This is a genomic window from Arenibacter sp. P308M17 (assembly GCF_003426735.1).
GTDB lineage: Bacteria > Bacteroidota > Bacteroidia > Flavobacteriales > Flavobacteriaceae > Arenibacter.
In genome coordinates this window covers 378,868-400,809 of record NZ_QVON01000003.1, presented here as the reverse complement: position 1 = coordinate 400,809, position 21,942 = coordinate 378,868, and the positions used below count along the sequence as shown (strand labels likewise).

23 protein-coding genes are annotated in these 21,942 nt (G+C 41.9%); 11 read left to right on the top strand and 12 right to left on the bottom strand.

Annotated features, from left to right (window positions below; genetic code table 11):
• From D0S24_RS09630 to D0S24_RS09595, 8 genes are all read left to right on the top strand, one after another.
• Entirely contained in the window at positions 1 to 465 is a 465-nt protein-coding gene (locus tag D0S24_RS09630) for a RidA family protein (RefSeq protein WP_117019662.1), read from the top strand.
• A gap of 19 nt (positions 466 to 484) precedes the next feature.
• The gene (locus D0S24_RS09625) at positions 485 to 1,594 is read left to right on the top strand and encodes a D-TA family PLP-dependent enzyme (RefSeq protein WP_251795759.1); all 1,110 of its coding nucleotides are present in this window, start codon (positions 485 to 487) and stop codon (positions 1,592 to 1,594) included.
• 62 nt (positions 1,595 to 1,656) lie between these two features.
• Entirely contained in the window at positions 1,657 to 2,721 is a 1,065-nt protein-coding gene (locus D0S24_RS09620; RefSeq protein ID WP_117019660.1) for a dipeptidase, read from the top strand.
• A 107-nt stretch (positions 2,722 to 2,828) separates the two neighbouring features.
• The gene (locus D0S24_RS09615; protein ID WP_117019877.1) at positions 2,829 to 3,470 is read left to right on the top strand and encodes a hypothetical protein; all 642 of its coding nucleotides are present in this window, start codon (positions 2,829 to 2,831) and stop codon (positions 3,468 to 3,470) included.
• 241 nt (positions 3,471 to 3,711) lie between these two features.
• Positions 3,712 to 4,476 carry an SGNH/GDSL hydrolase family protein gene (locus tag D0S24_RS09610; RefSeq protein WP_117019659.1) on the top strand — a complete coding sequence of 255 codons (765 nt, stop codon included), beginning with the start codon at positions 3,712 to 3,714 and terminating at the stop codon, positions 4,474 to 4,476.
• 162 nt (positions 4,477 to 4,638) lie between these two features.
• The gene (locus D0S24_RS09605) at positions 4,639 to 6,375 is read left to right on the top strand and encodes an ABC transporter ATP-binding protein (protein WP_117019658.1); all 1,737 of its coding nucleotides are present in this window, start codon (positions 4,639 to 4,641) and stop codon (positions 6,373 to 6,375) included.
• An 18-nt stretch (positions 6,376 to 6,393) separates the two neighbouring features.
• On the top strand, positions 6,394 to 7,176 hold the full coding sequence (locus tag D0S24_RS09600; RefSeq protein WP_117019657.1) for a polysaccharide deacetylase family protein: 783 nt from the start codon (positions 6,394 to 6,396) through the stop codon (positions 7,174 to 7,176).
• 196 nt (positions 7,177 to 7,372) lie between these two features.
• Positions 7,373 to 9,163, top strand: coding sequence for a glycoside hydrolase family 9 protein (locus D0S24_RS09595; protein ID WP_117019656.1), 1,791 nt, complete (start codon positions 7,373 to 7,375; stop codon positions 9,161 to 9,163).
• A 46-nt stretch (positions 9,164 to 9,209) separates the two neighbouring features.
• Here D0S24_RS09595 and D0S24_RS09590 read toward each other — a convergent pair whose 3' ends face one another.
• The 7 genes from D0S24_RS09590 to trmB form a co-directional block, all read right to left on the bottom strand.
• Positions 9,210 to 9,539: a 2Fe-2S iron-sulfur cluster-binding protein gene (locus D0S24_RS09590; RefSeq protein ID WP_117019655.1), complete on the bottom strand. Its 330-nt coding sequence runs from the start codon at positions 9,537 to 9,539 to the stop codon at positions 9,210 to 9,212.
• 70 nt (positions 9,540 to 9,609) lie between these two features.
• The gene (locus D0S24_RS09585) at positions 9,610 to 10,668 is read right to left on the bottom strand and encodes an NAD(P)/FAD-dependent oxidoreductase (RefSeq protein ID WP_117019654.1); all 1,059 of its coding nucleotides are present in this window, start codon (positions 10,666 to 10,668) and stop codon (positions 9,610 to 9,612) included.
• A 69-nt stretch (positions 10,669 to 10,737) separates the two neighbouring features.
• Positions 10,738 to 10,980 carry a NifU family protein gene (locus D0S24_RS09580; RefSeq protein ID WP_117019653.1) on the bottom strand — a complete coding sequence of 81 codons (243 nt, stop codon included), beginning with the start codon at positions 10,978 to 10,980 and terminating at the stop codon, positions 10,738 to 10,740.
• A gap of 2 nt (positions 10,981 to 10,982) precedes the next feature.
• Complete coding sequence (locus D0S24_RS09575) at positions 10,983 to 12,125, bottom strand: Mrp/NBP35 family ATP-binding protein (protein ID WP_117019652.1); 1,143 nt, start codon at positions 12,123 to 12,125, stop codon at positions 10,983 to 10,985.
• A 157-nt stretch (positions 12,126 to 12,282) separates the two neighbouring features.
• The gene (locus D0S24_RS09570) at positions 12,283 to 12,627 is read right to left on the bottom strand and encodes an MGMT family protein (RefSeq protein WP_117019651.1); all 345 of its coding nucleotides are present in this window, start codon (positions 12,625 to 12,627) and stop codon (positions 12,283 to 12,285) included.
• On the bottom strand, positions 12,627 to 13,256 hold the full coding sequence (locus D0S24_RS09565; protein ID WP_117019650.1) for a LysE family transporter: 630 nt from the start codon (positions 13,254 to 13,256) through the stop codon (positions 12,627 to 12,629). Before D0S24_RS09565 ends, D0S24_RS09570 begins: the two co-directional genes overlap by 1 nt.
• A 3-nt stretch (positions 13,257 to 13,259) precedes the next feature.
• Positions 13,260 to 13,931: a tRNA (guanosine(46)-N7)-methyltransferase TrmB gene (gene trmB / locus D0S24_RS09560; protein ID WP_117019649.1), complete on the bottom strand. Its 672-nt coding sequence runs from the start codon at positions 13,929 to 13,931 to the stop codon at positions 13,260 to 13,262.
• 194 nt (positions 13,932 to 14,125) lie between these two features.
• Here trmB and D0S24_RS09555 point away from each other — a divergent pair, with 194 nt between their 5' ends.
• Positions 14,126 to 15,130, top strand: coding sequence for a glycoside hydrolase family 113 (locus tag D0S24_RS09555; RefSeq protein ID WP_117019648.1), 1,005 nt, complete (start codon positions 14,126 to 14,128; stop codon positions 15,128 to 15,130).
• A 382-nt stretch (positions 15,131 to 15,512) separates the two neighbouring features.
• Entirely contained in the window at positions 15,513 to 16,559 is a 1,047-nt protein-coding gene (locus tag D0S24_RS09545; protein WP_309545095.1) for an N-acetylmuramoyl-L-alanine amidase, read from the top strand.
• Between the two features lie 11 nt (positions 16,560 to 16,570).
• Here D0S24_RS09545 and D0S24_RS09540 read toward each other — a convergent pair whose 3' ends face one another.
• From D0S24_RS09540 to D0S24_RS09520, 5 genes are all read right to left on the bottom strand, one after another.
• Positions 16,571 to 17,275, bottom strand: coding sequence for a TIGR04283 family arsenosugar biosynthesis glycosyltransferase (locus D0S24_RS09540; protein ID WP_117019645.1), 705 nt, complete (start codon positions 17,273 to 17,275; stop codon positions 16,571 to 16,573).
• Positions 17,262 to 18,017 (bottom strand): DUF547 domain-containing protein, encoded by a 756-nt coding sequence (locus D0S24_RS09535; RefSeq protein WP_117019876.1) that lies wholly within the window; start codon positions 18,015 to 18,017, stop codon positions 17,262 to 17,264. Before D0S24_RS09535 ends, D0S24_RS09540 begins: the two co-directional genes overlap by 14 nt.
• Positions 18,018 to 18,078: 61 nt before the next feature.
• A complete protein-coding gene (gene arsM, locus D0S24_RS09530; RefSeq protein ID WP_117019644.1) occupies positions 18,079 to 19,044 on the bottom strand; it encodes an arsenosugar biosynthesis arsenite methyltransferase ArsM in 966 nt (321 codons plus the stop codon).
• Between the two features lie 99 nt (positions 19,045 to 19,143).
• Complete coding sequence (locus tag D0S24_RS09525; RefSeq protein WP_117019643.1) at positions 19,144 to 19,959, bottom strand: purine-nucleoside phosphorylase; 816 nt, start codon at positions 19,957 to 19,959, stop codon at positions 19,144 to 19,146.
• Between the two features lie 6 nt (positions 19,960 to 19,965).
• Positions 19,966 to 20,577, bottom strand: a complete 612-nt coding sequence (locus D0S24_RS09520) for a TIGR04282 family arsenosugar biosynthesis glycosyltransferase (protein WP_117019642.1) — start codon at positions 20,575 to 20,577, stop codon at positions 19,966 to 19,968.
• Between the two features lie 333 nt (positions 20,578 to 20,910).
• On the opposite strand from D0S24_RS09520, the gene D0S24_RS09515 reads away from it, so the two are divergent.
• A complete protein-coding gene (locus D0S24_RS09515; RefSeq protein WP_117019641.1) occupies positions 20,911 to 21,846 on the top strand; it encodes a YitT family protein in 936 nt (311 codons plus the stop codon).
• Positions 21,847 to 21,942: the final 96 nt, after the last annotated feature.

The following is a 21,942-nucleotide window of genomic DNA, read 5'->3' as shown; positions in this document are numbered from 1 at the left end:
ATGAGTTGTACGCCCACAGAAAGAATTAAGGAATTGGGATTGGTCTTTCCTCCTGCCCCAAAACCGGCCGGAGTCTATAGGCCTATTTTGGTAGTAAATAAATTTTTATATGTTTCGGGCCAAGGGCCCATTCAAAACGACGGATCTTTAATGATAGGGATAGCCGGATTTGATATGGATGCCGATGAGGCCAAGAATGCCGCAAGACAGGTAGGCCTTACTATGCTCTCCACGATAATAACACATTTTGGAAGCTTGGATAAAATAAAACGGGTGGTAAAGGTCTTGGGGATGGTAAATTCTACCCCTAACTTTGGAAAGCAACCCTTTGTAATAAATGGCTTTAGTGAATTGATGGCAGAAGTTTTTGGTGAAGAAAATGGTATTGGGGTACGCAGCGCCGTTGGGATGATGCTACCGGATAATATTCCCGTAGAGGTAGAGGCGATGTTCGAGCTTCATTAATGCCAAACCCAATGCAATAATGAACAAGGAATGGTATAAAATTAATGACCCTAAGGATATTAATACCCCTGCCCTTTTGGTCTATCCGGACCTGATTGAAAAAAACATAAGGACAATGATAGCCATGGCCGGGGGTACCCACCACCTTAGGCCGCATATAAAAACACATAAAACGGCAGAGATCATAGAGCTACAGTTAAGACAGGGGATTCAAAAATTTAAGTGTGCCACCATTGCCGAAGCCGAACTTTTGGGATTATGCGGTGCAACCGATATCTTACTTGCCTTGCAGCCGGTAGGGCCCAATATAGATCGATTTTTTAGCCTGATTTCGGAATTTCCCAACAGTACCTTTTCTACAATTGTGGATAACGCCAAGATTGTTGATAAAATTGCCAAAATAGCCAAGGGGAAAGATATCCGTGTCCCACTTTGGTTGGATATTAACAATGGGATGAATAGGTCCGGTATTCTGCCCAATGTCGATGCCGTGGAACTGTATAAAAAAATATATGATGAACCCAATTTGCATGCCGCAGGATTACATGTGTACGATGGGCATATCCACAACAAGGACCTACTTGAAAGGGAGAAGAAATGCAATGGGGATTTTGAATCAGTATTGGATTTGAAAAAATCTTTGGAGGAGCAGGGCTTTCCTATTGCCACCATTGTAGCCGGTGGTTCCCCAACCTTCCCCATTCATTTAAAGCGCGAAGGGGTACAAACAAGTCCAGGAACAACGCTTTTATGGGATGCAGGGTATGCTGCCTCCTATAAGGACATGAATTTTATGCCAGCTGCCGTACTATTGACCAGGGTGATCAGCAAGCCAAACGCCAATTTAGTGTGTTTCGATTTGGGGCATAAACATCTGGCCTCGGAGATGAATTTTCCTAGGGCCGTGTTCTTGGAAGGGGAAGGTTGTACCCAAATTGGGCAGAGTGAGGAACATTTGATCTTACAATGCCCCAATGATGAAATGTTTAAAGTAGGTGATGTTGCTTATGCCATTCCTATACATATTTGCCCAACAGTTGCCAAATATAAGGAAGTCCTAACGGTAGTTGATGGGAAAGTAACAGCTGCCTGGCAGATAGCGGCAAGAAATCTTAAAATAAGTATATAAACCTCCCTGTAAAAGGACCAATAAGTAAGGGTTGGGACCGGTGATGGGATAAAATTAAATGTATGTTCGTATTTGATGCCCATTTGGATTTGGCGATGAACGCCTTGGAATGGAACAGGGATTTAACAAGAAGCGTAGCCGATATTAGGGAAAGTGAAAAAGGCATGTCGGACAAACCTGATAGAGCCAATAATACAGTGTCTTTGGAGGCCATGCGCCATGGGAATATAGGATTGTGCGTAGCCACCCAAATAGCAAGATATGTTAAAAAAGAAAACCCATTGCCCGGATGGAACTCCCCCTACCAGGCCTGGGCCCAGACCCAAGGGCAATTGGCCTGGTACAGGGCCATGGAAGAAATTGGGGAAATGGTCCAAATTAGGAATACGGAACAATTGAATGCGCATTTGGAACTTTGGGAAAAGGACAGGTCCAAATTGCCGATCGGATATATCCTTAGTTTGGAAGGGGCAGATTCCATAATTACTCCAGAGCATTTGGAACGCTCCTATGAGCAAGGCCTAAGGGCCATTGGACCAGCACATTATGGGCCTGGCACCTATGCCTATGGTACGGATTCGGTAGGGGGAATTGGCCATAAGGGCAGGACACTATTAAAAGAGATAGAGCGGTTAAACCTAATTCTGGATGCTACCCATTTATGCGATGTTAGTTTTTGGGAAACCATGAAGCTATATAATGGTCCGGTTTGGGCCAGCCACAACAATTGCCGAAAATTGGTGGACCACAACAGGCAGTTCAGAGATGAACAAATAGTGGAACTTATTGCACGGAATGGCGTAATAGGGATGGCCCTGGACGCTTGGATGATGGTTCCCAATTGGGTTAGGGGCATTTCCACCCCAAAAGGAATGGAGCTTACCTTGGCCCAAATGATAGACAACATAGACCATATTTGCCAGTTGGCCGGAAATTCACTGCACGTTGGTATAGGCACCGATCTGGATGGGGGCTTTGGAAGGGAACAATGTCCTGCAGACATAAATACGATAGCAGACCTTCAGAAGGTGCCTGGGCTACTGTTGGAGAAAGGTTATTCGGAAACGGATATTGAAAATATAATGAGTAAAAATTTTATTCGGTTCCTAAGAAAGGCGTGGGGGTAGGAACGCCAATGTTCTTTTTCCTATTTGCCAATGAATTTAACAGCATTTTAATGCCATGTGGCAGGGTATTTGATATTTTTGTAATGACAGGTGCCTTAAATAGCTATATGAGAATAGTTTTTATTTTTTTCTTTCTATTTTTAATTTCGCAGTTGGGTATGTCCCAAACAGATCTCCCCACTACCAATCCCCTTAAAATAGAAGGGGAGAGGGATGCTAGGGATAATCCAAATCAGGGGACTGCCTTGAAAATGCCGTCCATTATCACCCTAAAACCTACCACTAACCTCAAGGATTCCCTTACCGCCAGAAATATTAAGATGCTTCCTGACAGGGAATTGGTCCAAGCGGGCCATGGTTTAAAAATAGATCCCAAAGTAGGAAAAAAGGAAAAGGAAGGCTCTTCCACTTTTTTTGGGAATATGTACTTGGGAGACATTAAAAGCAATGGTAAGTTTGTTGGTATTGTTTGTCGGGATCATGAATATGTAGATGGTGATCGGGTAAGAATACTGCTCAATGATAAGGTAGTGGAACCCAATATTTTTTTAACGGGGTCCTTTAAAGGAATTAACCTGGATTTACAAAAGGGTTTTAATAGAATAGATTTCGAGGCCCTGAACCAGGGTACTTCAGGTCCCAATACGGCCCAGGTGAATGTATATGATGACCAAGGTAAAATGATACATTCCAATATGTGGAATCTATCTACCGGGTCCAAAGCCACCATTATTATCATAAAGGAATAAAAATCAATTAGTCCCTAGTAACACCAACACCGGCAATAATGAAAGGATATTACTATTTATTGATCATTAATATATTGCTCATCCTAATCCCATATTCCTTAAGACTGCTTAGGAATTTTAGAAGCAATAAGAATTGACCGGACGCTGGCCCAAGTTAGGTAGGGATACTACGTTTCCATAAATTTTTATATTGGAGGAAAAACCTCCCTATATCATTTTACGTAAATAATATAAAACACTTATGATGCGCTTCACCTTACTTTTCCTCTTTGGGGCCATATTTTCCAGTTGCTCCCAAGAAAGTGACATAATCGTTAATGAATCGCCCACAGATCAAATTTTGGATCCTGGGCCAACAATGGGAAGCCCCAATGAAACAAAGGGGCCACATTTGAACGATTCCGGAACCTATAATTATTTGGCCTTGGGGGATAGCTACACCATTGGTGCAAGTGTTAAAAGGTCGGAAAGCTTTCCAATCCAATTGGAGAATAGGCTGGAGCAAGGTTTGGACGTAACGGTCAATACGGAAATTATCGCTGTAACGGGATGGAGAACAGATAATTTATTGGATGCAGTAAACAGGGGAACCCAGCTAAGTTCCTATGATTTGGTAACTCTTTTAATAGGGGTCAACAATCAATATCAGGGCAAGCCATTTGAGGTATATGCCCAAGAGTTTCCACTATTGTTGGAACGGGCATTGGCCTTGGCATTTGGAAACCCCAAAAATGTGGTTGTTGTTTCCATACCCGATTATGCCTATACCCCTTTTGGAGAGGGTAGTAATTCGGAAATAATTTCCAAGGAAATTGATGAATACAATGCCTTTGCGGCAGCTACGGCCATTCAGAAAGGGGTACCTTTTGTTAATATTACGGATATAACGCGTAATGGCCTGTCCAGCCCCGATCTGGTAGCGGGCGATGGCCTGCATCCATCGGCTGAAGCCTATAAGCTATTTGTGGATAAATTGTATCCCGTAGTACTTCCTATTTTTGATTAATGGTAAGTTCATTTAGAAATAATATCTGGGTCTTGGGATATTTTTTTAATATTCGCTGTAGGCCGTAATTATGTCGTAAGTCAGAAAGTTTCATGGTTCCTCTACCAATAACTTTAATTACATTTATACCTTAAAAGGCCCCTTGGTCAAAATATAATATAAATGTCCGATAAAAAAGTTAGTATTCTTACCGCCTTTAAAACCATAATTTGGCCAAGGCGAAATTTGGTTTTTGTGGGTCTGTTCCTGATCGTCATCAGTAATGCCGCCAATTTTGTAGGTCCCATCTCCCTAAAATATTTTATGGACGACGTTATTCCCAACAAGGATATGGACATGCTCAAAATTTTGGTCGGGCTGGTAATACTATCCATTTTGGTGCGTGCCGTAACCTCGTTTTTATTGACAAAAATTTTGAGTGTGCAGGCACAATATCTAATCTCGGAGCTTAGGGCACAGGTGCAGAAAAAAGTACTTTCACTCCCGATCCGTTTTTTTGATAATGCAAAATCAGGGGCTTTGGTCTCCCGTATAATGTCGGATGTGGAAGGGGTCCGCAACCTTATCGGAACTGGATTGGTCCAATTGGTAGGGGGAAGTATTACGGCAATAGGAGCCCTGGCTTACATGTTGTGGATTAGTCCGTCAATGACCCTCTTTACCTTTATCCCCTTGGCCATTTTCGCCTTTATAGCTTTAAAGGCCTTTAAGGTCATTAGGCCTATTTTTAGAAATCGGGGAAAAATAAATGCCGAGGTTACCGGTAGGCTTACCGAAACATTGGGTGGAATAAGGGTAATTAAGGGCTTTAATGCCGAGGCACAGGAAACCAAGGTTTTTGAAAACGGGGTGGAGCTGTTGTTTCAAAACGTAAAAAAGAGCCTTACGGCAACCGCTTTTATGACCAGCTCTGCCACTTTTTTGATCGGAATTGCCACTACCGGAATTATGGGAATAGGGGGCTATAAAATAATGTACGAAGACTTGAGCTTGGGAGATTTTTTGTCCTTTACCTTTGTTTTGGGCATCATGATCGCACCCATTGTGCAAATGAGCAATATAGGGAGCCAACTTACAGAGGCGCTTGCAGGTCTGGACCGTACGGAAGAACTAATGAATATGACACCTGAAGCCAATGAAGAGGAAAGAACCATAGTTTTGGATAAAATAAAGGGGGATATTGCTTTTAAGGATGTATCCTTTGCCTACGAAGAGGATAAGGATGTATTGCACAACGTTAGTTTTGAAGTGAAGTCGGGCAATGTGGTGGCCTTAGTGGGTAGCTCCGGGTCAGGGAAATCTACCATAGCCGGTTTGGCGGCAACTTTTCTTAACCCCTTATCGGGAACCATTACCTTGGATGGTCAGGATATTTCCAAGGTAGACCTCAGTAGCTATCGTCAATATCTTGGGGTTGTATTGCAGGATGAGTTTTTGTTTGAAGGGACTATTAGGGAAAACATAATGTTCCCAAGACCAAATGCCACGGAGGACGAAGTAATAGAGGCAGTCAAGGCCGCTTATGTGGATGAGTTTACCAATAGGTTTGAAAACGGATTGGACACTCTGATCGGGGAACGCGGAGTGAAGCTTTCGGGTGGACAGCGGCAACGTATTGCCATTGCCAGGGCCGTTTTGGCCAATCCAAAAATATTGATTTTGGATGAGGCCACTTCCAATCTGGATACTGAAAGTGAAGCCCTGATTCAAAAAAGTTTGGCCACCTTGACCGCAGGAAGGACTACTTTTGTAATTGCCCACAGACTGAGCACTATAAGGAAGGCCGATCAAATTCTTGTAATTGAAAATGGTCGCATCGCTGAAAAAGGTACGCATGAAGAACTAATTGCAAAAGAAGGACGCTACTATAACCTATTTACCTATCAGGCCAGGATTTAGCACTTCATATTCCAGGAAATGAGAAAAAGTCTATTTTATGTAATTTTTATCGGCAGCATTTTGGCCGGCAAGGGTCAAGAGCTGCCATCGGAAAATTTTTCTTATTTAAAAGGGGCATTGGTCAGAGGGGACAGTACACGTGCGGCCTTATCCCTAATATTTACGGGCGATCAATTTGGAGATGGCGCCAATTACATACGCAAGATCCTTAAAAGGGAACAGGTGTTGGCCTCCTTTTTTTTTACGGGAAACTTTTACAGTAATCCAAAATTTACCAGAATTATAAAAAAGCTACATGGGGATGGCCATTATTTGGGAGCACATTCCAACAAACACCTTTTGTACTGTGATTGGGTGCAAAGGGACAGCCTTTTGGTTTCAAAACAGGAATTTACGCAAGATCTCTTGGAGAATTATGGGAAGATGAAAGAATTTAACATTGGGAAGGAAGACGCCCGGTATTTTCTCCCTCCCTATGAATGGTATAACGATAGCATTGCCAAATGGACGGGAGATATGGGGTTGAAATTGGTAAATATGACCCATGGAACCTTGTCCCATGCGGATTATACTACCCCTGATATGAAAAATTATAAGTCGAGCGACGAAATTTTCCAAAGTATCATAAAATTTGAAGAACAAAATAAAACGGGCTTAAACGGGTTTTTGCTTCTAATGCATATAGGTACGGATACTTCCCGTACGGACAAGCTATATCATTACTTGGGACCCTTAATTAAGCATTTGAAAAAAAAGGGCTATCAATTACAGCATATTGAAAGCTTAGTTGAGGGCAATTAAGGGACAATATTGTTATATTTAAGTTTTATAATCCCCTTTTCTATGAAATGAGCCATAACAAATCTTGATACTCCCGATAATTATCGGGAAGATATGTTCAATGGCAAATTCCACACGCCTGTCCGCCCCTTCCGGTACGGACGGGAACGATGAAGTCGGGCAGGTCTGACCTTTAAATAACAATAAATTTGAGCAGATGAAACGATTATTTTTTTTGTTTTTGTCATTGGGACAAATCCTTATGGGCAGCGAAACTCCCCAAGGCCCTTTTATTAGAATCAATCAGTTGGGGTATTTATCGGAGGAACATAAAAAAGCCATTGTTTTTTCTCATGACAGGGTAAGTGAAGCCTTCCAGTTGATTAATGATAAAGGCAAGGTAGTGGCCACTTTAAGGCCAAAACCATCCAAACAGGAAGGGTGGGGCAGGTTCAAAAATTATTATGAGCTCAATTTTTCACACGTTACCATCAATGGCACTTACTTCATACAGGGCAAAAAGACCAGATCGCGCTCCGGTCTTTTTAAGATAGGAAATGATGTTTATGGGCAAAAGCCCGAGGTTTTATTGGAATTTATGCGCCAGCAACGTTGCGGGTACAATCCTTATTTTGATATGGTGTGCCATCAAAGGGATGGGCGTTCTGCTTATGGCCCTATGCCCGATGGAACATTTGTAAATGCCTCCGGAGGTTGGCATGATGCGGGAGATCAGCTGAAATACCTGATCACTGGAAGTTATGCCACTGCCCATATGTTAATGGCCTATGAACTTTACCCCACTGCTTTTGAGGACCGGGTAAACGCCTTGGGCCAACCAGGGCCCAATGGTATTGCGGATGTTTTGGATGAGGCCAAATGGGGGTTGGACTGGATACTAAAATTACACCCCGGATCCGATCAATTGATCCATCAAATTGCGGACGATCGCGATCATATAGGTTGGAAAATGCCGGATGAGGACAAGTCGGACTACGGGTGGGGCCAGAATAGTTACAGGGTGGCCTATTTTACTACCGGAACACCTCAAGGGCTTAACAAATACAAAAGTGAGGCCAGCGGGGTTTCTAATTTGGCAGGGCGCTCTGCCGCAGCACTGGCCTTGGCGGCAAGAATTTGGTTACGGGACGTAAAGGATTCCGTCTTTGCACAAAACTGTTTGGCTGCGGCCAAATCCCTATATAAATTGGGAAAGGAGAAGGAAGGTTTTCAGCAGGGAAATTCATATGGTGCCCCCTACCGATATTCGGAGAAAACCTGGGCGGACGATATGGAGTGGGGTGCTGCGGAACTTTATAAAAGTACGGGGAACAGTAGCTATTTGAGAGAGGCCAAGGAGTATGCCCTAAAGGCAAATACGGTATCTTGGACGCCTATGGATTCTGTTGGGCATTATGAATATTACCCTTTTGTCAATTTGGGCCATTTTGCCCTATTTGATGAGGTAGATGATGATTTCAAAAATACCTTGGCAGCATATTACAAAAGTGGTTTGGAGGATAATTTGAAAAGGGCATCCAAAAACGCCTATAATATTGGTGTCCCTTTTATATGGTGTTCCAATAATTTGCTCAGCAGTCTAATTACCCAGGGGATTCTTTATGAAAAAATGACAGGCGATAAAAGTTACCGTTCATTTCTGGTGGAACAACGGGATTGGCTTTTTGGTAGAAATCCTTGGGGAACCTCCATGTTTACCAAAATACCGGAAAATGGGGAGTATCCTGTGGACGTGCATACCAGTACTTGGGCACTGACCAAAAAGGAAGTTGCAGGCGGCCTGGTAGACGGACCGGTCTATGCCTCAATTTTTAATTCCTTAAAGGGCTTACGCATGGACGACCCGGACGAATTTGAAGCCTTTCAGAATAAATTTGTGGTGTACCATGATGATGTAGGGGACTATTCCACCAATGAACCTACTATGGATGGTACTGCCGGATCCATAATTATGATGGCCCATTGGGCGGCCCAAAATAAAAATTAGTCCCCGATTTAGGGAAATAGGCCATAAAAATACTTAGGATTACACTCTAGCTCTCAGGGGCCAACTCCACTTCCAGGCCTTCCAAATCCTCTGTGATATGGATTTGGCAGCCTAGGCGGCTGTTGTCCTTTACATGGAAGGCTTCTGCCAGCATGGCGTCCTCATCATCCGACATCCCTGGTAATTGATGGTCAGATTCTATATAGCACTGGCAGGAAGCGCACATGGCCATGCCTCCACATATCCCTATGGTGCCTTCAGGGGCAAGTTCGTAGGACCGAACTATCTCCATGAGGTTCATATTCATATCCGTGGGTGCGTCTACCTCGTGAACAACCCCATCCCTGTCCTTAATTTTTATTTTAACATCGCTCATGCCAGAAATATTCTTTTTTGCCAATAGCCAGCAAATTTAAGGGATTTACTTTAGGATTTGGCTGTTTTTTTTAATCAATGGACTTTACTACTGCCTTTGGGGCTTCTTTCTTGCTGCCATCAAAACCGGATACGCCACCTACGGTGGTGTACTTCATAACATATTTTTTATCTGGGAAAATGCGCTGATAGGCGCTTTGGCACATTAGGGTTGCCTCATGGAAACCGCAAAGGATCAATTTCAGTTTTCCGGGATATGTATTTACGTCCCCAATGGCATAAATACCTGGAATATTGGTCTGATAATCGAAGGTGTCCACTTTTATGGCATTCTTTTCAATTTCCAGTCCCCAATCCGCAATAGGTCCCAATTTGGGCGAGAGCCCGAACAAAGGGATAAAATAATCTATTTCCTTGGTAATTTCTTCATCCTCATCCCCGGTTTTGTTGATGACCACGGCCTCCAATTTTCCGGACCCTTTTAGACCCACGACTTCTGCGGGGGTAATAAGGTTTATTTTTCCCAAGTTTTTTAGGGACTGTACCTTCTCTACAGAATCCAAGGCACCTCTAAACTCATTTCTTCTATGAACCAAAGTTACTTCCGAAGCAACATCGGCCAAAAAGATACTCCAGTCCAGGGCAGAATCGCCCCCTCCGGCAATCAGTACCTTTTTATTGCGATATACTTCCGGATCCTTTATAAAATAGGCAACACCCTTGTCTTCATAATCCTTTATTCTATCGATCAGTGGTTTTCTGGGTTCAAAACTGCCAAGACCGCCGGCAATGGCCACGATCGGGGCATTATGCCTGGTACCCTTGTTGGTAGTTACCAAAAAGGTACCATCTTCCAACTTTTCAATGGTATTGGCCCGCTCGCCCAAAGTAAACCCCGGTTGGAACGCTTTTATCTGTTCCATAAGGTTGTTGACCAGGTCACCGGCCAAAACTTCCGGGAATCCCGGTATATCGTAAATGGGTTTTTTTGGGTAAATTTCGGAACACTGTCCGCCTGCTTGGGGCAAGGCGTCTATTAAATGGCATTTAAGCTGTAATAGGCCGGCTTCAAAAACCGCAAAAAGTCCGGTTGGGCCTGCACCTATAATCAGAATATCTGTTTTAATCATGGAAAAATGAACTTAAAATAGCTACAAAGCTAAAAAGGGAATCGAGTATTGTTTATGATAAAAGTCGGCTTAGTGGACCACGTTTATGACCTCCTGTATCTGTGGGGCATATTTTTTTATGGTCATTTCCACACCGCTCTTTAGGGTCATCTGGTTTACTGAACAACCTATACAGGCCCCTTCCAATTTCACTTTGACCGAATTATCATTGTCTATGGAGATCAGGGAAATATCCCCTCCATCACTTTGCAAAAAAGGTCGGATTTCCTCCAAGGCCTTTTCAACGTTATTTTTAAGTTCAATAGATGTCATAATTACTTCTTTTTAACAGCCGAACAACCTGCCATTGTAGTTATTTTAATAGCCTCTGTTGGAGGTAAGCTTTTGTTTCTATCCACTACTTCCCGAACCACATTTTTTGTAATCTCCTCAAAAGCGGCTTCAATGGCCGTTGCGGTTTGAAGTGCCGCCGGCCTTCCTGCATCACCGGCTTCCCTAATACTCTGTACCAAAGGAATCTCCCCCAGAAATGGAACATTTAAATCTTCCGACAGATGTTTGGCACCTTCCTTGCCAAAAATATAATATTTATTGTTAGGAAGTTCCTCTGGTGTAAAATACGCCATATTTTCTACTATTCCCAATACGGGGACATTTATAGAATCCTGTTGGAACATGGCCACCCCTTTACGGGCATCTGCCAAGGCCACCTCCTGGGGGGTACTTACTACCACTGCACCTGTTATTGGTAAGGATTGCATAATGCTCAAATGTATATCCCCGGTGCCGGGAGGAAGATCCAGGAGCATAAAATCCAGCTCTCCCCAATGGGCATCAAAAATCATCTGATTAAGTGCTTTGGCTGCCATGGGACCTCTCCAAATTACCGCCTGATTGGGTTGGGTGAAAAAGCCTATGGAAAGGAGTTTTACGCCATAACTTTCTATGGGCTTCATTTTGGATTTCCCTTCAACATTCGTCGCCAACGGTTTTTCTTGGGCAACATCGAACATGATGGGCATGGAAGGACCATAAATGTCAGCGTCCAATAGGCCAACTTTAAACCCCATTTTGGCCAAGGTGACGGCCAAATTTGCCGTGACCGTAGATTTTCCTACCCCGCCCTTTCCGGAAGCGACCGCAATGATATTTTTAATTCCAGGAATGGGTTTTCCCTTTATCTCGTTCACTTTGGGCTTGGTTGCCGGGGCGTTCACTTTTACATTGACGGTAATCTTGGCCTTGTGGTACACCTTGTCGTGTATTATCTTCAAAATTTCGACCTCCGTTTTCTTCCGCGCCTGTAAACTTGGGTTGGAAATGGTAATATCAACAACTACCTCGTCCCCAAAAACCATAATATTTTTAACCGCGCCACTCTCCACCATATTTTGTCCCTCGCCGGGAACAGTGATGTTTTCAAGGGCCTTAAGTATGTCTTTCTTGTCTAATTTCATCCTAAACCATTCTTATTCAGTCATTATTAAAACTGATTCTAAATTACAAAGATACGGCTTAGGAGCGAGATTAGGAAGGAAGGTAATTGAAAAGTAAAATAAGGCAATAGGGTTCCTCTATATGTTGCGATTCATCCATAATTATCGGCACTTGTACTTAGGAAGATTGCCCTAATTCCCGCCAAGGGTCCCAAAAGAGATTTTCAAAATCCACAATCTGGTTATCGACCACTTTTATGCCTTCATTTTCCAATAACTGCTGCATTAGATTAGTGCCTTCAAAATGATGTTTCCCCGTTAATAGCCCTTTTCTGTTAACTACCCTATGCGCGGGGATATCTCCCATTTTATGGGCGCCGTTCATGGCCCACCCTACCATTCTGGCACTTCTGGCAGTGCCTAAATATTTGGCAATGGCACCATAGGAGGTAACCCGCCCATATGGTATTTGCCTGGCCACTGCATATACTTTTTCAAAGAAGTTCTCGTTTTCGGGCTTCATCAGGTATAAAAAATACGAATTAGGGTAATTACCAATAATAGCAACATTAAGGCGCTTAGAATATAATTGGAATTTTTTGAAAACCCATTGTTCTTGGTTTCCAATTTGGTAAAATAGACGGTGTACAGATAGAGTACCGTGAAAGTACCACATCCGGCGGCAAGAATAAATGTGGCTATATCGCGGAATTGGAATTGTATCCATCCCGAGGCGTTCCACATGGCATTCAATCCACTATAGTATGGGATGGTCAATAAATTTACCGCCGCCAACAATATGCCTTTAAAGAAACTATTTTTCTTGCTTACCTTGACTATTTTGGGTCTGTTGAGTTTTTTTTTCTTGGCCTTCACAAAGAAGTAGACGGCAAAAAAAGCAAAGACGATAAGGGCTATTTTTAACAGCAGGTCTATGATCTCCGGGTTTTTGAATAGAAATTTGGAAATCAGTACAGAAATATAGGCCTGAACAATGATCATGGTAGATACCCCCAGACTAAAAATAATACCGTTGGTCTTGCCCTTTTCCACACTGATCTTGGCGGCGTTCATATTAAGTAGGCCTGGTGGTACGGTGGCCATGAAGGCAGCTGAAAAGGTTGCAAAGAAAAGGGTAAGTAAATGCTCCATGGGTTACCTTATTCTGAATTTGATATAGGTGATCGGTTTTCCTTTTTCAAGATACTGATTTTCATAGAAAGTTTGTATCTCCAATACTTCTTTGGGGCTACCCTCGTTTTTGTAGATGTCGTGATTGGAATAGAGTACCTCATAGCCTTTGCCATGTAAAAGGCCCAAGGTATAGCCATGCATAAATTCGCTGTCGGTCTTTAGATTAATGATGCCATTTTCCTTTAGGATCAATTTATATTTATCCAAAAAAGCCTCGTTGGTAAGTCTATGCTTGGTACGTTTATATTTTATTTGGGGGTCCGGAAAGGTGATCCAGATTTCAGAAACTTCATCGGGAGCAAATAGTCCGTCAATCAATTCTATCTGGGTCCTTAAAAAGGCGGCATTGGTTACATTTTCTTCGGTGGCCGTCTTGGCACCTCTCCAAAAGCGGGCTCCCTTGATATCTATTCCAATGAAGTTTTTATTTTTATTTTGACGGGCCATTCCAATGGTATATTCTCCTTTGCCACAGCCCAGTTCCAAAACCAAGGGGTTGTCGTTACCGAAAAATTCGTTCCACTTCCCTTTTAGGGAAAACGAACCTTTTGTAATTTCTTCCCTAGTGGGTTGAATTACATTCTTAAAGGTTTCATTCTCCTTGAACCGTTTCAGCTTATTCTTACTTCCCACTTTAGATCTAAAATTTAATTTTTGGCAAAGCTAATGAAATCTAATTTTGTTTCTTAGAAAGTGGGGTCCGTTGTTCATTAATTGGGATGCAAGCATAAACTTTAAAGTTGACACCCAATATTTAGCACATGATGATCTGCTAATTTTTAGAATGAACGGGAAAAGAAGTAAATTAGAGCTATAATCTTCTGCAAATGCAAAAATGGGGACTGCTTTTTTTAGTGCTATTGCAGCTAGGTTGCAGTGGACGTGCAATGGAGAAACTTAATGGCGTTAGTTTCGTAGCCTCTAGGGACAAGGTGGTCCAAGAGCATGTGGATGCCGTTAGGAATGTAAATGCCAAATGTGCCGCGGTTATGCCCTTTGGATTTATTAGGGATGCATACTCGCCGGAAATAATTTTTAATACCTCAAGACAATGGTTCGGGGAAACAAGGACCGGGGCCAGGCAATACATAGACATCCTGCACCGGAATGGTTTAAAAGTGATGTTGAAACCCCAGATTTGGATTTCCAGAGGGGCATTTACGGGGAATTTAAAAATGGATTCCGAAGAAAAATGGCGGGCATTGGAGGAGTCTTATTGGAAATTCATAATGGCATATGTTTCGCTGGCCGAGGAAACAAATGCCGATGTATTTTGTATCGGGACCGAGTTGGAGCAGTTTGTTGGTCACAGACCGGAGTACTGGACAGAACTTATTAAGGAAATCAGGAGTGTTTACAAAGGAAAACTTACCTATGCGGCCAATTGGGACGAATACGGAAGGGTCCCTTTTTGGGAGGATTTGGATTTTATTGGGATAGATGCCTACTTTCCGCTGAGCGATGAGAAAACCCCCAGCGTGGAACAGTTAAGAAAGGGGTGGCAACCGCATAAAGAGAAAATAAGATCCTTGTCCTTGGAAATAAACAGGCCCATTATCTTCACTGAATACGGATATAGGAGCAACAATTATACTGCCAAAAAACCTTGGTTGGTAGACCATAATAGCCAAGACGAAGTAAATCTTGAGGCCCAAAGCAACGCTACCAAGGCCATTTTTGAAGAATTTTGGAAAGAAGATTGGTTTGCTGGCGGATTTGTTTGGAAATGGTTTATGGACCATGAAAGGGCAGGGGGAATAAATGACAATCGGTTTACTCCTCAAAATAAACCGGCACAGGAGGTAATCAAGAATTATTACAAGGAGCATTAGCGTCCATTGTACCCACTAAGCTAGCTTTGATGTTAGCCGTTACTTACGAATGCCCATCTTTTACCTTGGGGTAATGGATTATTTATGCAGTCTAGGATTAATTTTGATGGGTATTGCAGGCCCTATATGCTTATTTTGTACCGTACAAGAATTTCAACACAATGAACTCATCTTGACTTTTTCCATTACCTGCAAAACCATCATTTTGCACCCTAATTTTGTCTTTTTCTCTCAACCTAGTGCTGCTATGCTGCTCCAAAAAGCCTTTATTAGGGCACAAAAGCATAACTTTTCGGTTGAAAACAAAAAGTCAAGATGAGTTCTATGGATTGTTTTTGGAATTGGGCAGGATTTTTGATAATATTTGTACAAAATTGTTAGTGTGTCTACCAAAAGAACTTTTATTTTATCGTGGATGGTGGGTTTAATAGGACTCCCTTTAGCTTCCCAAACTTCGGTTAAAACGGTAATAGCGGAAAGGGGAGATGGTATTTATTCCATTCTTAGAAAACAAGGAATGAACCCTGTTAGGCATTACGGACATTTTGTGGATCTTAACCAGGATAATTTACGGGATAGCATACATCTTTATGAGGGAAGGGAGTATATTATTCCTCAAGTACCCGTAGATACGGTTGCTATAGAGGAATCCACCATAAAAAAGGCTTCGGAAATTAAGGAGGTATCCCATATCCTTAACGATGATATTTTTGGTAAGGAGTACGCATCCACGGAAATAAAAAGTAATAAGTTACAGGGTGCCATTTATTATTTAATATCAGGTCATGGAGGGCCGGATCCCGGAGCTATTGAAAAATATGAAGATAAAATTATAGCAGAGGACGAGTATGCCTACGATATTACCCTGAGATTGGCCAAAGAGCTTATATCCCATGGGGCCAAGACCTACATTATAATCAGGGATTCCAATGATGGCATAAGGGATCAGCGCTTACTGGAGATAGACAGGGACGAGGTAGCCTATCCCAATGAGGATATACCTTTAAACCAATTGATGCGATTAAAGCAGCGCGTTGATGTGGTGAACAAACTCTATTTGGAAAATGCCGGTAAATATCAGCGGTTACTAGTGACGCATGTAGATAGCCGTAGCAAGGGACAGAATATTGACGTGTTTTTCTACCATCATGAGAAGAGTAAAAATGGCAAGCGTTTGGCAGAAAGTATCCACGAGACTTTTTTAAATAAATACAGACAATACCAACCCAACAGGAATTATGAAGGGACTTTTGCCGATCGTAGCGGACTGTATTTGGTCAAGAATACCTTGCCTGCCATGGCCTATATAGAGGTGGGAAATATTAAGAACAAAAAGGACCAAAAACGTATCTTGGACCCGGACAATAGGCAAGCACTTGCCAAATGGATTTCCGAAGGGGTTTTATTGGATTTTGAGACAAGAGATTAGTGATTTATTATTTAAGTGATATTTTTCTTGTAATAACGGTACAATTGTTCCGGGCCAACGCCCAGTGCATTCTTTAGGTGAATGATTCCAAAATGGTATTGTAATTTAAGGGTTCCGATCTGGTCATATTTTCTGGCCGAAGTTACTACATATTGGGGCAATACCTTGAATTTGGATATTTTGTAAAGGCGGCCAATAAATTCCGCATCCTCACAGATAATATATTTTTCGTTAAAGCCGCCACTCTTTAGGAATAGGTCCCTGCACACAAATAAAGATTGATCACCGCCCCTGCATAGACGGTTATTTATTCTGCTGAACCATGCGAAGAATCGTAAAAACCGTTTAGAGGTATTGAACTTCATTCTAAAACAGCCTGAAGCTTTATGGTGGTGTATGGCATTTAGAATATATAGGTCAAAATCTTTTGGCGGATAGGTGTCGGCATGTAAAAAGTAAAGGATATGGCCTTTGGCCAATGCTGCTCCCCTGTTCATTTGTTTGGCACGCCCCCTTTCTGAGCTTATGATCTTTGCTCCCAAAGTTTTTGCCATTCCAGGAGTGCCGTCCGTACTGCCTCCATCCACTACAATTATTTCCTCGATATTCTTGGGACTGCCGGTCTCTTTTAAATGCTTCAACAAATTTCCAATATGTGCAGCTTCATTTAGGGTCGGGATTATTATACTAATGGTAATGGAATTACTCAATGTCATTTAGTTCCCAATTATATTTCAAATAACTTATTTCGGTATTGGAAGTTAATTTTACATCGGCATACTTGTTTAGGTAATCTATCAGGGAACCATTTTTGGTGAAATCCTTTTTGTACCAGTTAAAAATTTCGGATAGATTGGCTTTTTCCTTGGTCAGCACATTTTTGTCTGGATCATTGATAAAGTATTTTGCCGTTTGTTCCAACAGTTTGTCAAGATTGGCGGCAGTAAAGGCGGTGTTCCATAATTTTGGACAGGAATACGAGGCACAATTAATGGCAAAATGAATTCGGGGCTCCTCCATTCTGCGCAGTATTTTGTGTTCCAGATCTCCCAAGGAAATCTTTTCACCGCCCATTTTCACGATTTCTTTTCCCCATGGATTTTTAATGTCCTTAATACTTTTGGTAGGATAATGGTCCAAAATTAGTTTCACCGTAGCGGCATTGTAAAGGTTAATATAATAGGCCAGTTTTTCGGGCTTACTTGCCTTATCGGTTGGACGGTTCCCTGCCAAATATTCCAAGTATTGCTCCAATGCGGAAATGTCTTTGGTAAAGCCTTTGTAGTCCACATTTCCTTTATCGTCTACATGCTTTTTGAGCAAAACATCCCATTCGGAATGATCTACCTGCCAAACCATATTGACGGCAAGGTTTTCATTACCCTTTGTAGTAGGAACGGGGCCACCAGTACTTTTTGTTAGAAGGAGGATTAGTAATAAGGATACTTTAAGGTGCATGTCAATTAGTTTACTTCCAATTAGTGTACCCGGCCCCTTAAACCTTACCGTGCGACATTGATTAACAGCAGCCTCCACCATTATAATGCCAGGTACTGTTGCTTATATGGATTTCGGCATTGCTTTTTTCCAGGGCGGCTGCGGTTTTGTCACATACCGCCAGAGGCTGGTTTTGCATTAGGACATGGCCGTTATGGTCATCAAAATATGTTTCATTACCATAATAAATGGCTGTTTTTCCCGTAAAAACGCAGGGGCCATCTTGGGGCATGGGGTCTTTTATTGCCGCTATTTCAATAGATTCGATAAAGATCAGTTCGTCCGTTGGGTAGTGGTTGGGAGAGAGCACCCGATATGATTTTCTCGCCCTAATTTCTATAGTTCCAAAACCCGCATCGGTCAATACTTTTATGTACTCTTTTAAAGGGATACTTCCACTTAAACACAGGGCCCTTAGTCGGTCATCGTTACGCAGGGTTTCGTTCATGGGCTGTTCACAAATGGGGTCGCTCATAACCAATCTGCCCTGAGGTTTTAATACGCGATACATTTCGGCAACCGCTTTCCTTAAGTCTTCTGTCCTAAAGATATTGAACAAGCAGTTTTGAGCGGCAACATCGATGCTTTCGTCTTCAATGGGCAGGTGTAGCGCATCCCCTTTTACCAGGTTTACAAACTCCCTCTTAAACCAAGGGTTTTCCTGTTCCGCTACTTTGAAGTTTTCTTTGGAGGCGGTCAACATCTCATCCACAACATCTACCCCGGTGACTCCGCCCTTTTGTCTGGAAAAATAGGAAAACTGTAACAATTCCATTCCCCCTCCTACCCCTACATATAGTACCTTAGGGTTGTTTATCAAATCCTGGGCAGAAACCGTACTTCCACAACCGTAGTTCATCTCCTGCATAATTTTTGGAATGGACAAACCTGGAAATTGCCAAATAGGGTTGGTGCTGCAGCAGAGGCCGACATCCGGGGTCAGTGCGGCATTCTTATATAATTCATTCGTTGCTTCCAAATAACTCATGTCTTAAGTTTAAAAGTTTGTCATCCGTTTTATAATTTACTTTTTTCACTACTCACTACTCACTACTCACTACTCACTACTCACTACTCACTACTAAGATTATATTTCCTTGATCAATTCCCTAAATAATCTTATCATTTTTGGTTCCGTTGTCCCTGCAATGGCAATTATTTCGGAAATGTTGACCGGTTTTAGATTGTCCGGGTCACATTCGTCCGTTAGCACGGATACCGCCACTACCGGTAGTTTTAAGTGATTGGCAACGATTACCTCTGGCGCGGTGCTCATTCCTACGGCATCGGCGCCAATAATTTTAAGCATACGATATTCGGCCTTTGTTTCCAGTTGGGGCCCTACAACGGAGGCGTAGACCCCTTTCTGAAGGCTTATATTTTCCTTTTTGGCTATTTTTTCCAAAATTGAGCGCATAGGAAGGTCATAGGGTTCGCTCATATCCGTAAAACGATCCCCAAATTGGCTTACGTTTTTAAAGGCCAATGGAGACCCGCCCTGAAGGTTGATATGGTCTTCTATAAGCATGAGGTCACCTTTCTTAAAATGGGGGTTGATGGCCCCGGCAGCATTGGAGATAAACAGTTTTTTTATTCCTAGTTGTTGCATTACCCGAATAGGGTAGGTAACGTCCAAAAGATCATATCCTTCATAAAAGTGGAACCTGCCCTGCATCACTACCACTTTTTTACCTTCCAAGATTCCATAGATCAATTTGCCCGAATGGAATTCTACGGTAGCCAAGGGAAAATAGGGTATATGGTTGTAGTGCGCTTCTATGGGGTTTTCAATTTCATCTGCCAATTTTCCCAAACCTGTTCCTAGTACAATACCAATTTCAGGGGCTTCAAAGCCTTTTGCCATTAAATAATCGGTAGATTCCTTAAGTAATTTAGCCGTCATAAAATTTTAATTTTTTAAAAAAGTTCGGAAGATTTCAATATCCTTGATATCTTCAAAATAGTCAATATCATTTTTAGGAGCCAACAAGCCGTAGTTTTTTCCTTTCAAATCTTCCAATGTTGCCTCCAATACGGTATCCGCGCCCCAGGATTTATTTTTAAAAAGAGCCGGGTTTAAGACTTTCATCCCTAGCAAATAATACCCGCCATCAATGGCCGGGCCTATTACATAATCATGCTGGTCCAAGATCTTAAAAGCCTCCATCAAATCGCTTTCGTTTAAATCGTACATATCACTGCCAATAATAATAATTTTTTCATGGCCTGCATTAAATCCGTCCTTAAAGGCATTGGCCATTCGTTCTCCCAAATCCTTGCCGGATTGTATTTTTTTTTCATAAATGGGTTGCTCCCAAATATCATTTTCCCAAATTTCATCGGAATAGAATACCCATTTCCCAACAACTAAGCCCTTGGTAATATTTTTGGTGTGTTCAAGTAAAAACTGATATATGTTCAGGGCAATCTCATTGCCCACAGTTGCGGCCAACCTGGTTTTGCATTTCCCAAGTTCGGGGTTCCGTGTAAATATGATCAGTAAATCTTTGGGGAGGGTCATATGGGCTTCTAAATGGATTAGTTTAATGGAATCCTAATGGTCGTTATAGGTATGTATTCATTACTTAATGATAGTACATTGGGAATTGTCGGGATTCCCTTTCTTGGACCAAGCCCTTAGGGCAGACCGATGTTTGGGAATAACCAATAGATTCGAAATTAATTTTATTTATGGACCAAGGGATTCCTAATATTCAATTTTGATTTTTTAATTTCACGGTTTTGCAATGGTGCAATTTATTTTCTTTTAATAAATATAAAATTATTTTTTTTGATAGTCACTTATACTTCTGCCTGTACTTACTTTTGATTAATCCTATTTTATTATTAACATATGCCCGATAAAAAGAAAAAGAGTCATGACTTTAGATCCAACCTCTATTCCTATTGGAAAAAATCCCGAAGGTTTAGGGTTGGAATTTTTGCCGACATACATGATGCCCTATTTATTATAGCGGGGATTTTTTCGGCTGCTTTCGGTTTGGAAAGTTTTTTATTGCCCAATAGTTTTATTGATGGTGGGGCTACGGGAATTTCACTATTGATTTCGGAAATCTCGTCCATGCCCTTATACATATTGATTATTCTTGTTAATATTCCATTTATATTTCTTGGTTATAAGGTAATAGGTAAACAATTTGCCATCAAGGCCTCTTTGGCCATTATTGGCCTGGCCATAGTTTTGGCCACGGTACACTTTCCGGAAGTCACCGAGGACAAACTCTTGGTAGCGGTTTTTGGAGGTTTCTTCCTAGGGGCGGGAATTGGTCTTTCCATTAGGGGTGGGGGTGTCTTGGATGGTACCGAGGTACTCGCCATTTATCTGAGTAGGAAATTAAGGACCAAAATAGGGGATAATATTATTGTAATAAATATTATAATATTCTTGGCAGCTGCCTATTTTCTTTCTTTGGAAACGGCACTTTATTCCATGTTGACCTATTTGTCGGCTTCCAAAACTTTGGATTTCGTGGTGGATGGGATCGAGGAGTACACCGGGGTCACCATTATATCTGCACGCAGTGAGGAGATCAGACTTATGATTACGGAAAAACTGGGAAGGGGCCTTACCATTTATAAGGGTCATGGGGGGTACGGAAAAAGTGGTACCCATAATGAGTACGACATTATTTATGCGGTAATTACCAGACTGGAGATCAGTAAATTAAACACGGAACTGGAAAAGATAGACCCTAATGCCTTTGTGGTAATGAATAGTATCAATGATACCAAAGGGGGGATGATCAAAAAGCGGGCCATGAACCATTAATATTTTCCGATCCTTAATAGTACTGTAAGTATTTCCAAAGCAAAACTACCAATGTAACCGTTGTTACCAAAGGTGACCTGGAGAAGGTTTAATTTT

Excerpts from the sequence above, each read along its gene's own strand:
- D0S24_RS09595 (WP_117019656.1), top strand. The coding sequence starts at position 7,373 with ATGAAACGATTATTTTTTTTGTTTTTGTCATTGGGACAAATCCTTATG.
- D0S24_RS09600 (WP_117019657.1), top strand. The coding sequence starts at position 6,394 with ATGAGAAAAAGTCTATTTTATGTAATTTTTATCGGCAGCATTTTGGCC.
- D0S24_RS09580 (WP_117019653.1), bottom strand. The coding sequence starts at position 10,980 with ATGACATCTATTGAACTTAAAAATAACGTTGAAAAGGCCTTGGAGGAA.
- D0S24_RS09590 (WP_117019655.1), bottom strand. The coding sequence starts at position 9,539 with ATGAGCGATGTTAAAATAAAAATTAAGGACAGGGATGGGGTTGTTCAC.
- arsM (WP_117019644.1), bottom strand. The coding sequence starts at position 19,044 with ATGAGTTATTTGGAAGCAACGAATGAATTATATAAGAATGCCGCACTG.
- D0S24_RS09625 (WP_251795759.1), top strand. The coding sequence starts at position 485 with ATGAACAAGGAATGGTATAAAATTAATGACCCTAAGGATATTAATACC.
- D0S24_RS09605 (WP_117019658.1), top strand. The coding sequence starts at position 4,639 with ATGTCCGATAAAAAAGTTAGTATTCTTACCGCCTTTAAAACCATAATT.
- D0S24_RS09515 (WP_117019641.1), top strand. The coding sequence starts at position 20,911 with ATGCCCGATAAAAAGAAAAAGAGTCATGACTTTAGATCCAACCTCTAT.
- D0S24_RS09520 (WP_117019642.1), bottom strand. The coding sequence starts at position 20,577 with ATGACCCTCCCCAAAGATTTACTGATCATATTTACACGGAACCCCGAA.
- D0S24_RS09540 (WP_117019645.1), bottom strand. The coding sequence starts at position 17,275 with ATGACATTGAGTAATTCCATTACCATTAGTATAATAATCCCGACCCTA.
- D0S24_RS09525 (WP_117019643.1), bottom strand. The coding sequence starts at position 19,959 with ATGACGGCTAAATTACTTAAGGAATCTACCGATTATTTAATGGCAAAA.
- D0S24_RS09585 (WP_117019654.1), bottom strand. The coding sequence starts at position 10,668 with ATGATTAAAACAGATATTCTGATTATAGGTGCAGGCCCAACCGGACTT.
- D0S24_RS09535 (WP_117019876.1), bottom strand. The coding sequence starts at position 18,017 with ATGCACCTTAAAGTATCCTTATTACTAATCCTCCTTCTAACAAAAAGT.
- D0S24_RS09555 (WP_117019648.1), top strand. The coding sequence starts at position 14,126 with ATGCAAAAATGGGGACTGCTTTTTTTAGTGCTATTGCAGCTAGGTTGC.
- D0S24_RS09570 (WP_117019651.1), bottom strand. The coding sequence starts at position 12,627 with ATGAAGCCCGAAAACGAGAACTTCTTTGAAAAAGTATATGCAGTGGCC.
- D0S24_RS09615 (WP_117019877.1), top strand. The coding sequence starts at position 2,829 with ATGAGAATAGTTTTTATTTTTTTCTTTCTATTTTTAATTTCGCAGTTG.
- D0S24_RS09620 (WP_117019660.1), top strand. The coding sequence starts at position 1,657 with ATGTTCGTATTTGATGCCCATTTGGATTTGGCGATGAACGCCTTGGAA.
- D0S24_RS09575 (WP_117019652.1), bottom strand. The coding sequence starts at position 12,125 with ATGAAATTAGACAAGAAAGACATACTTAAGGCCCTTGAAAACATCACT.
- D0S24_RS09610 (WP_117019659.1), top strand. The coding sequence starts at position 3,712 with ATGATGCGCTTCACCTTACTTTTCCTCTTTGGGGCCATATTTTCCAGT.
- D0S24_RS09630 (WP_117019662.1), top strand. The coding sequence starts at position 1 with ATGAGTTGTACGCCCACAGAAAGAATTAAGGAATTGGGATTGGTCTTT.
- D0S24_RS09565 (WP_117019650.1), bottom strand. The coding sequence starts at position 13,256 with ATGGAGCATTTACTTACCCTTTTCTTTGCAACCTTTTCAGCTGCCTTC.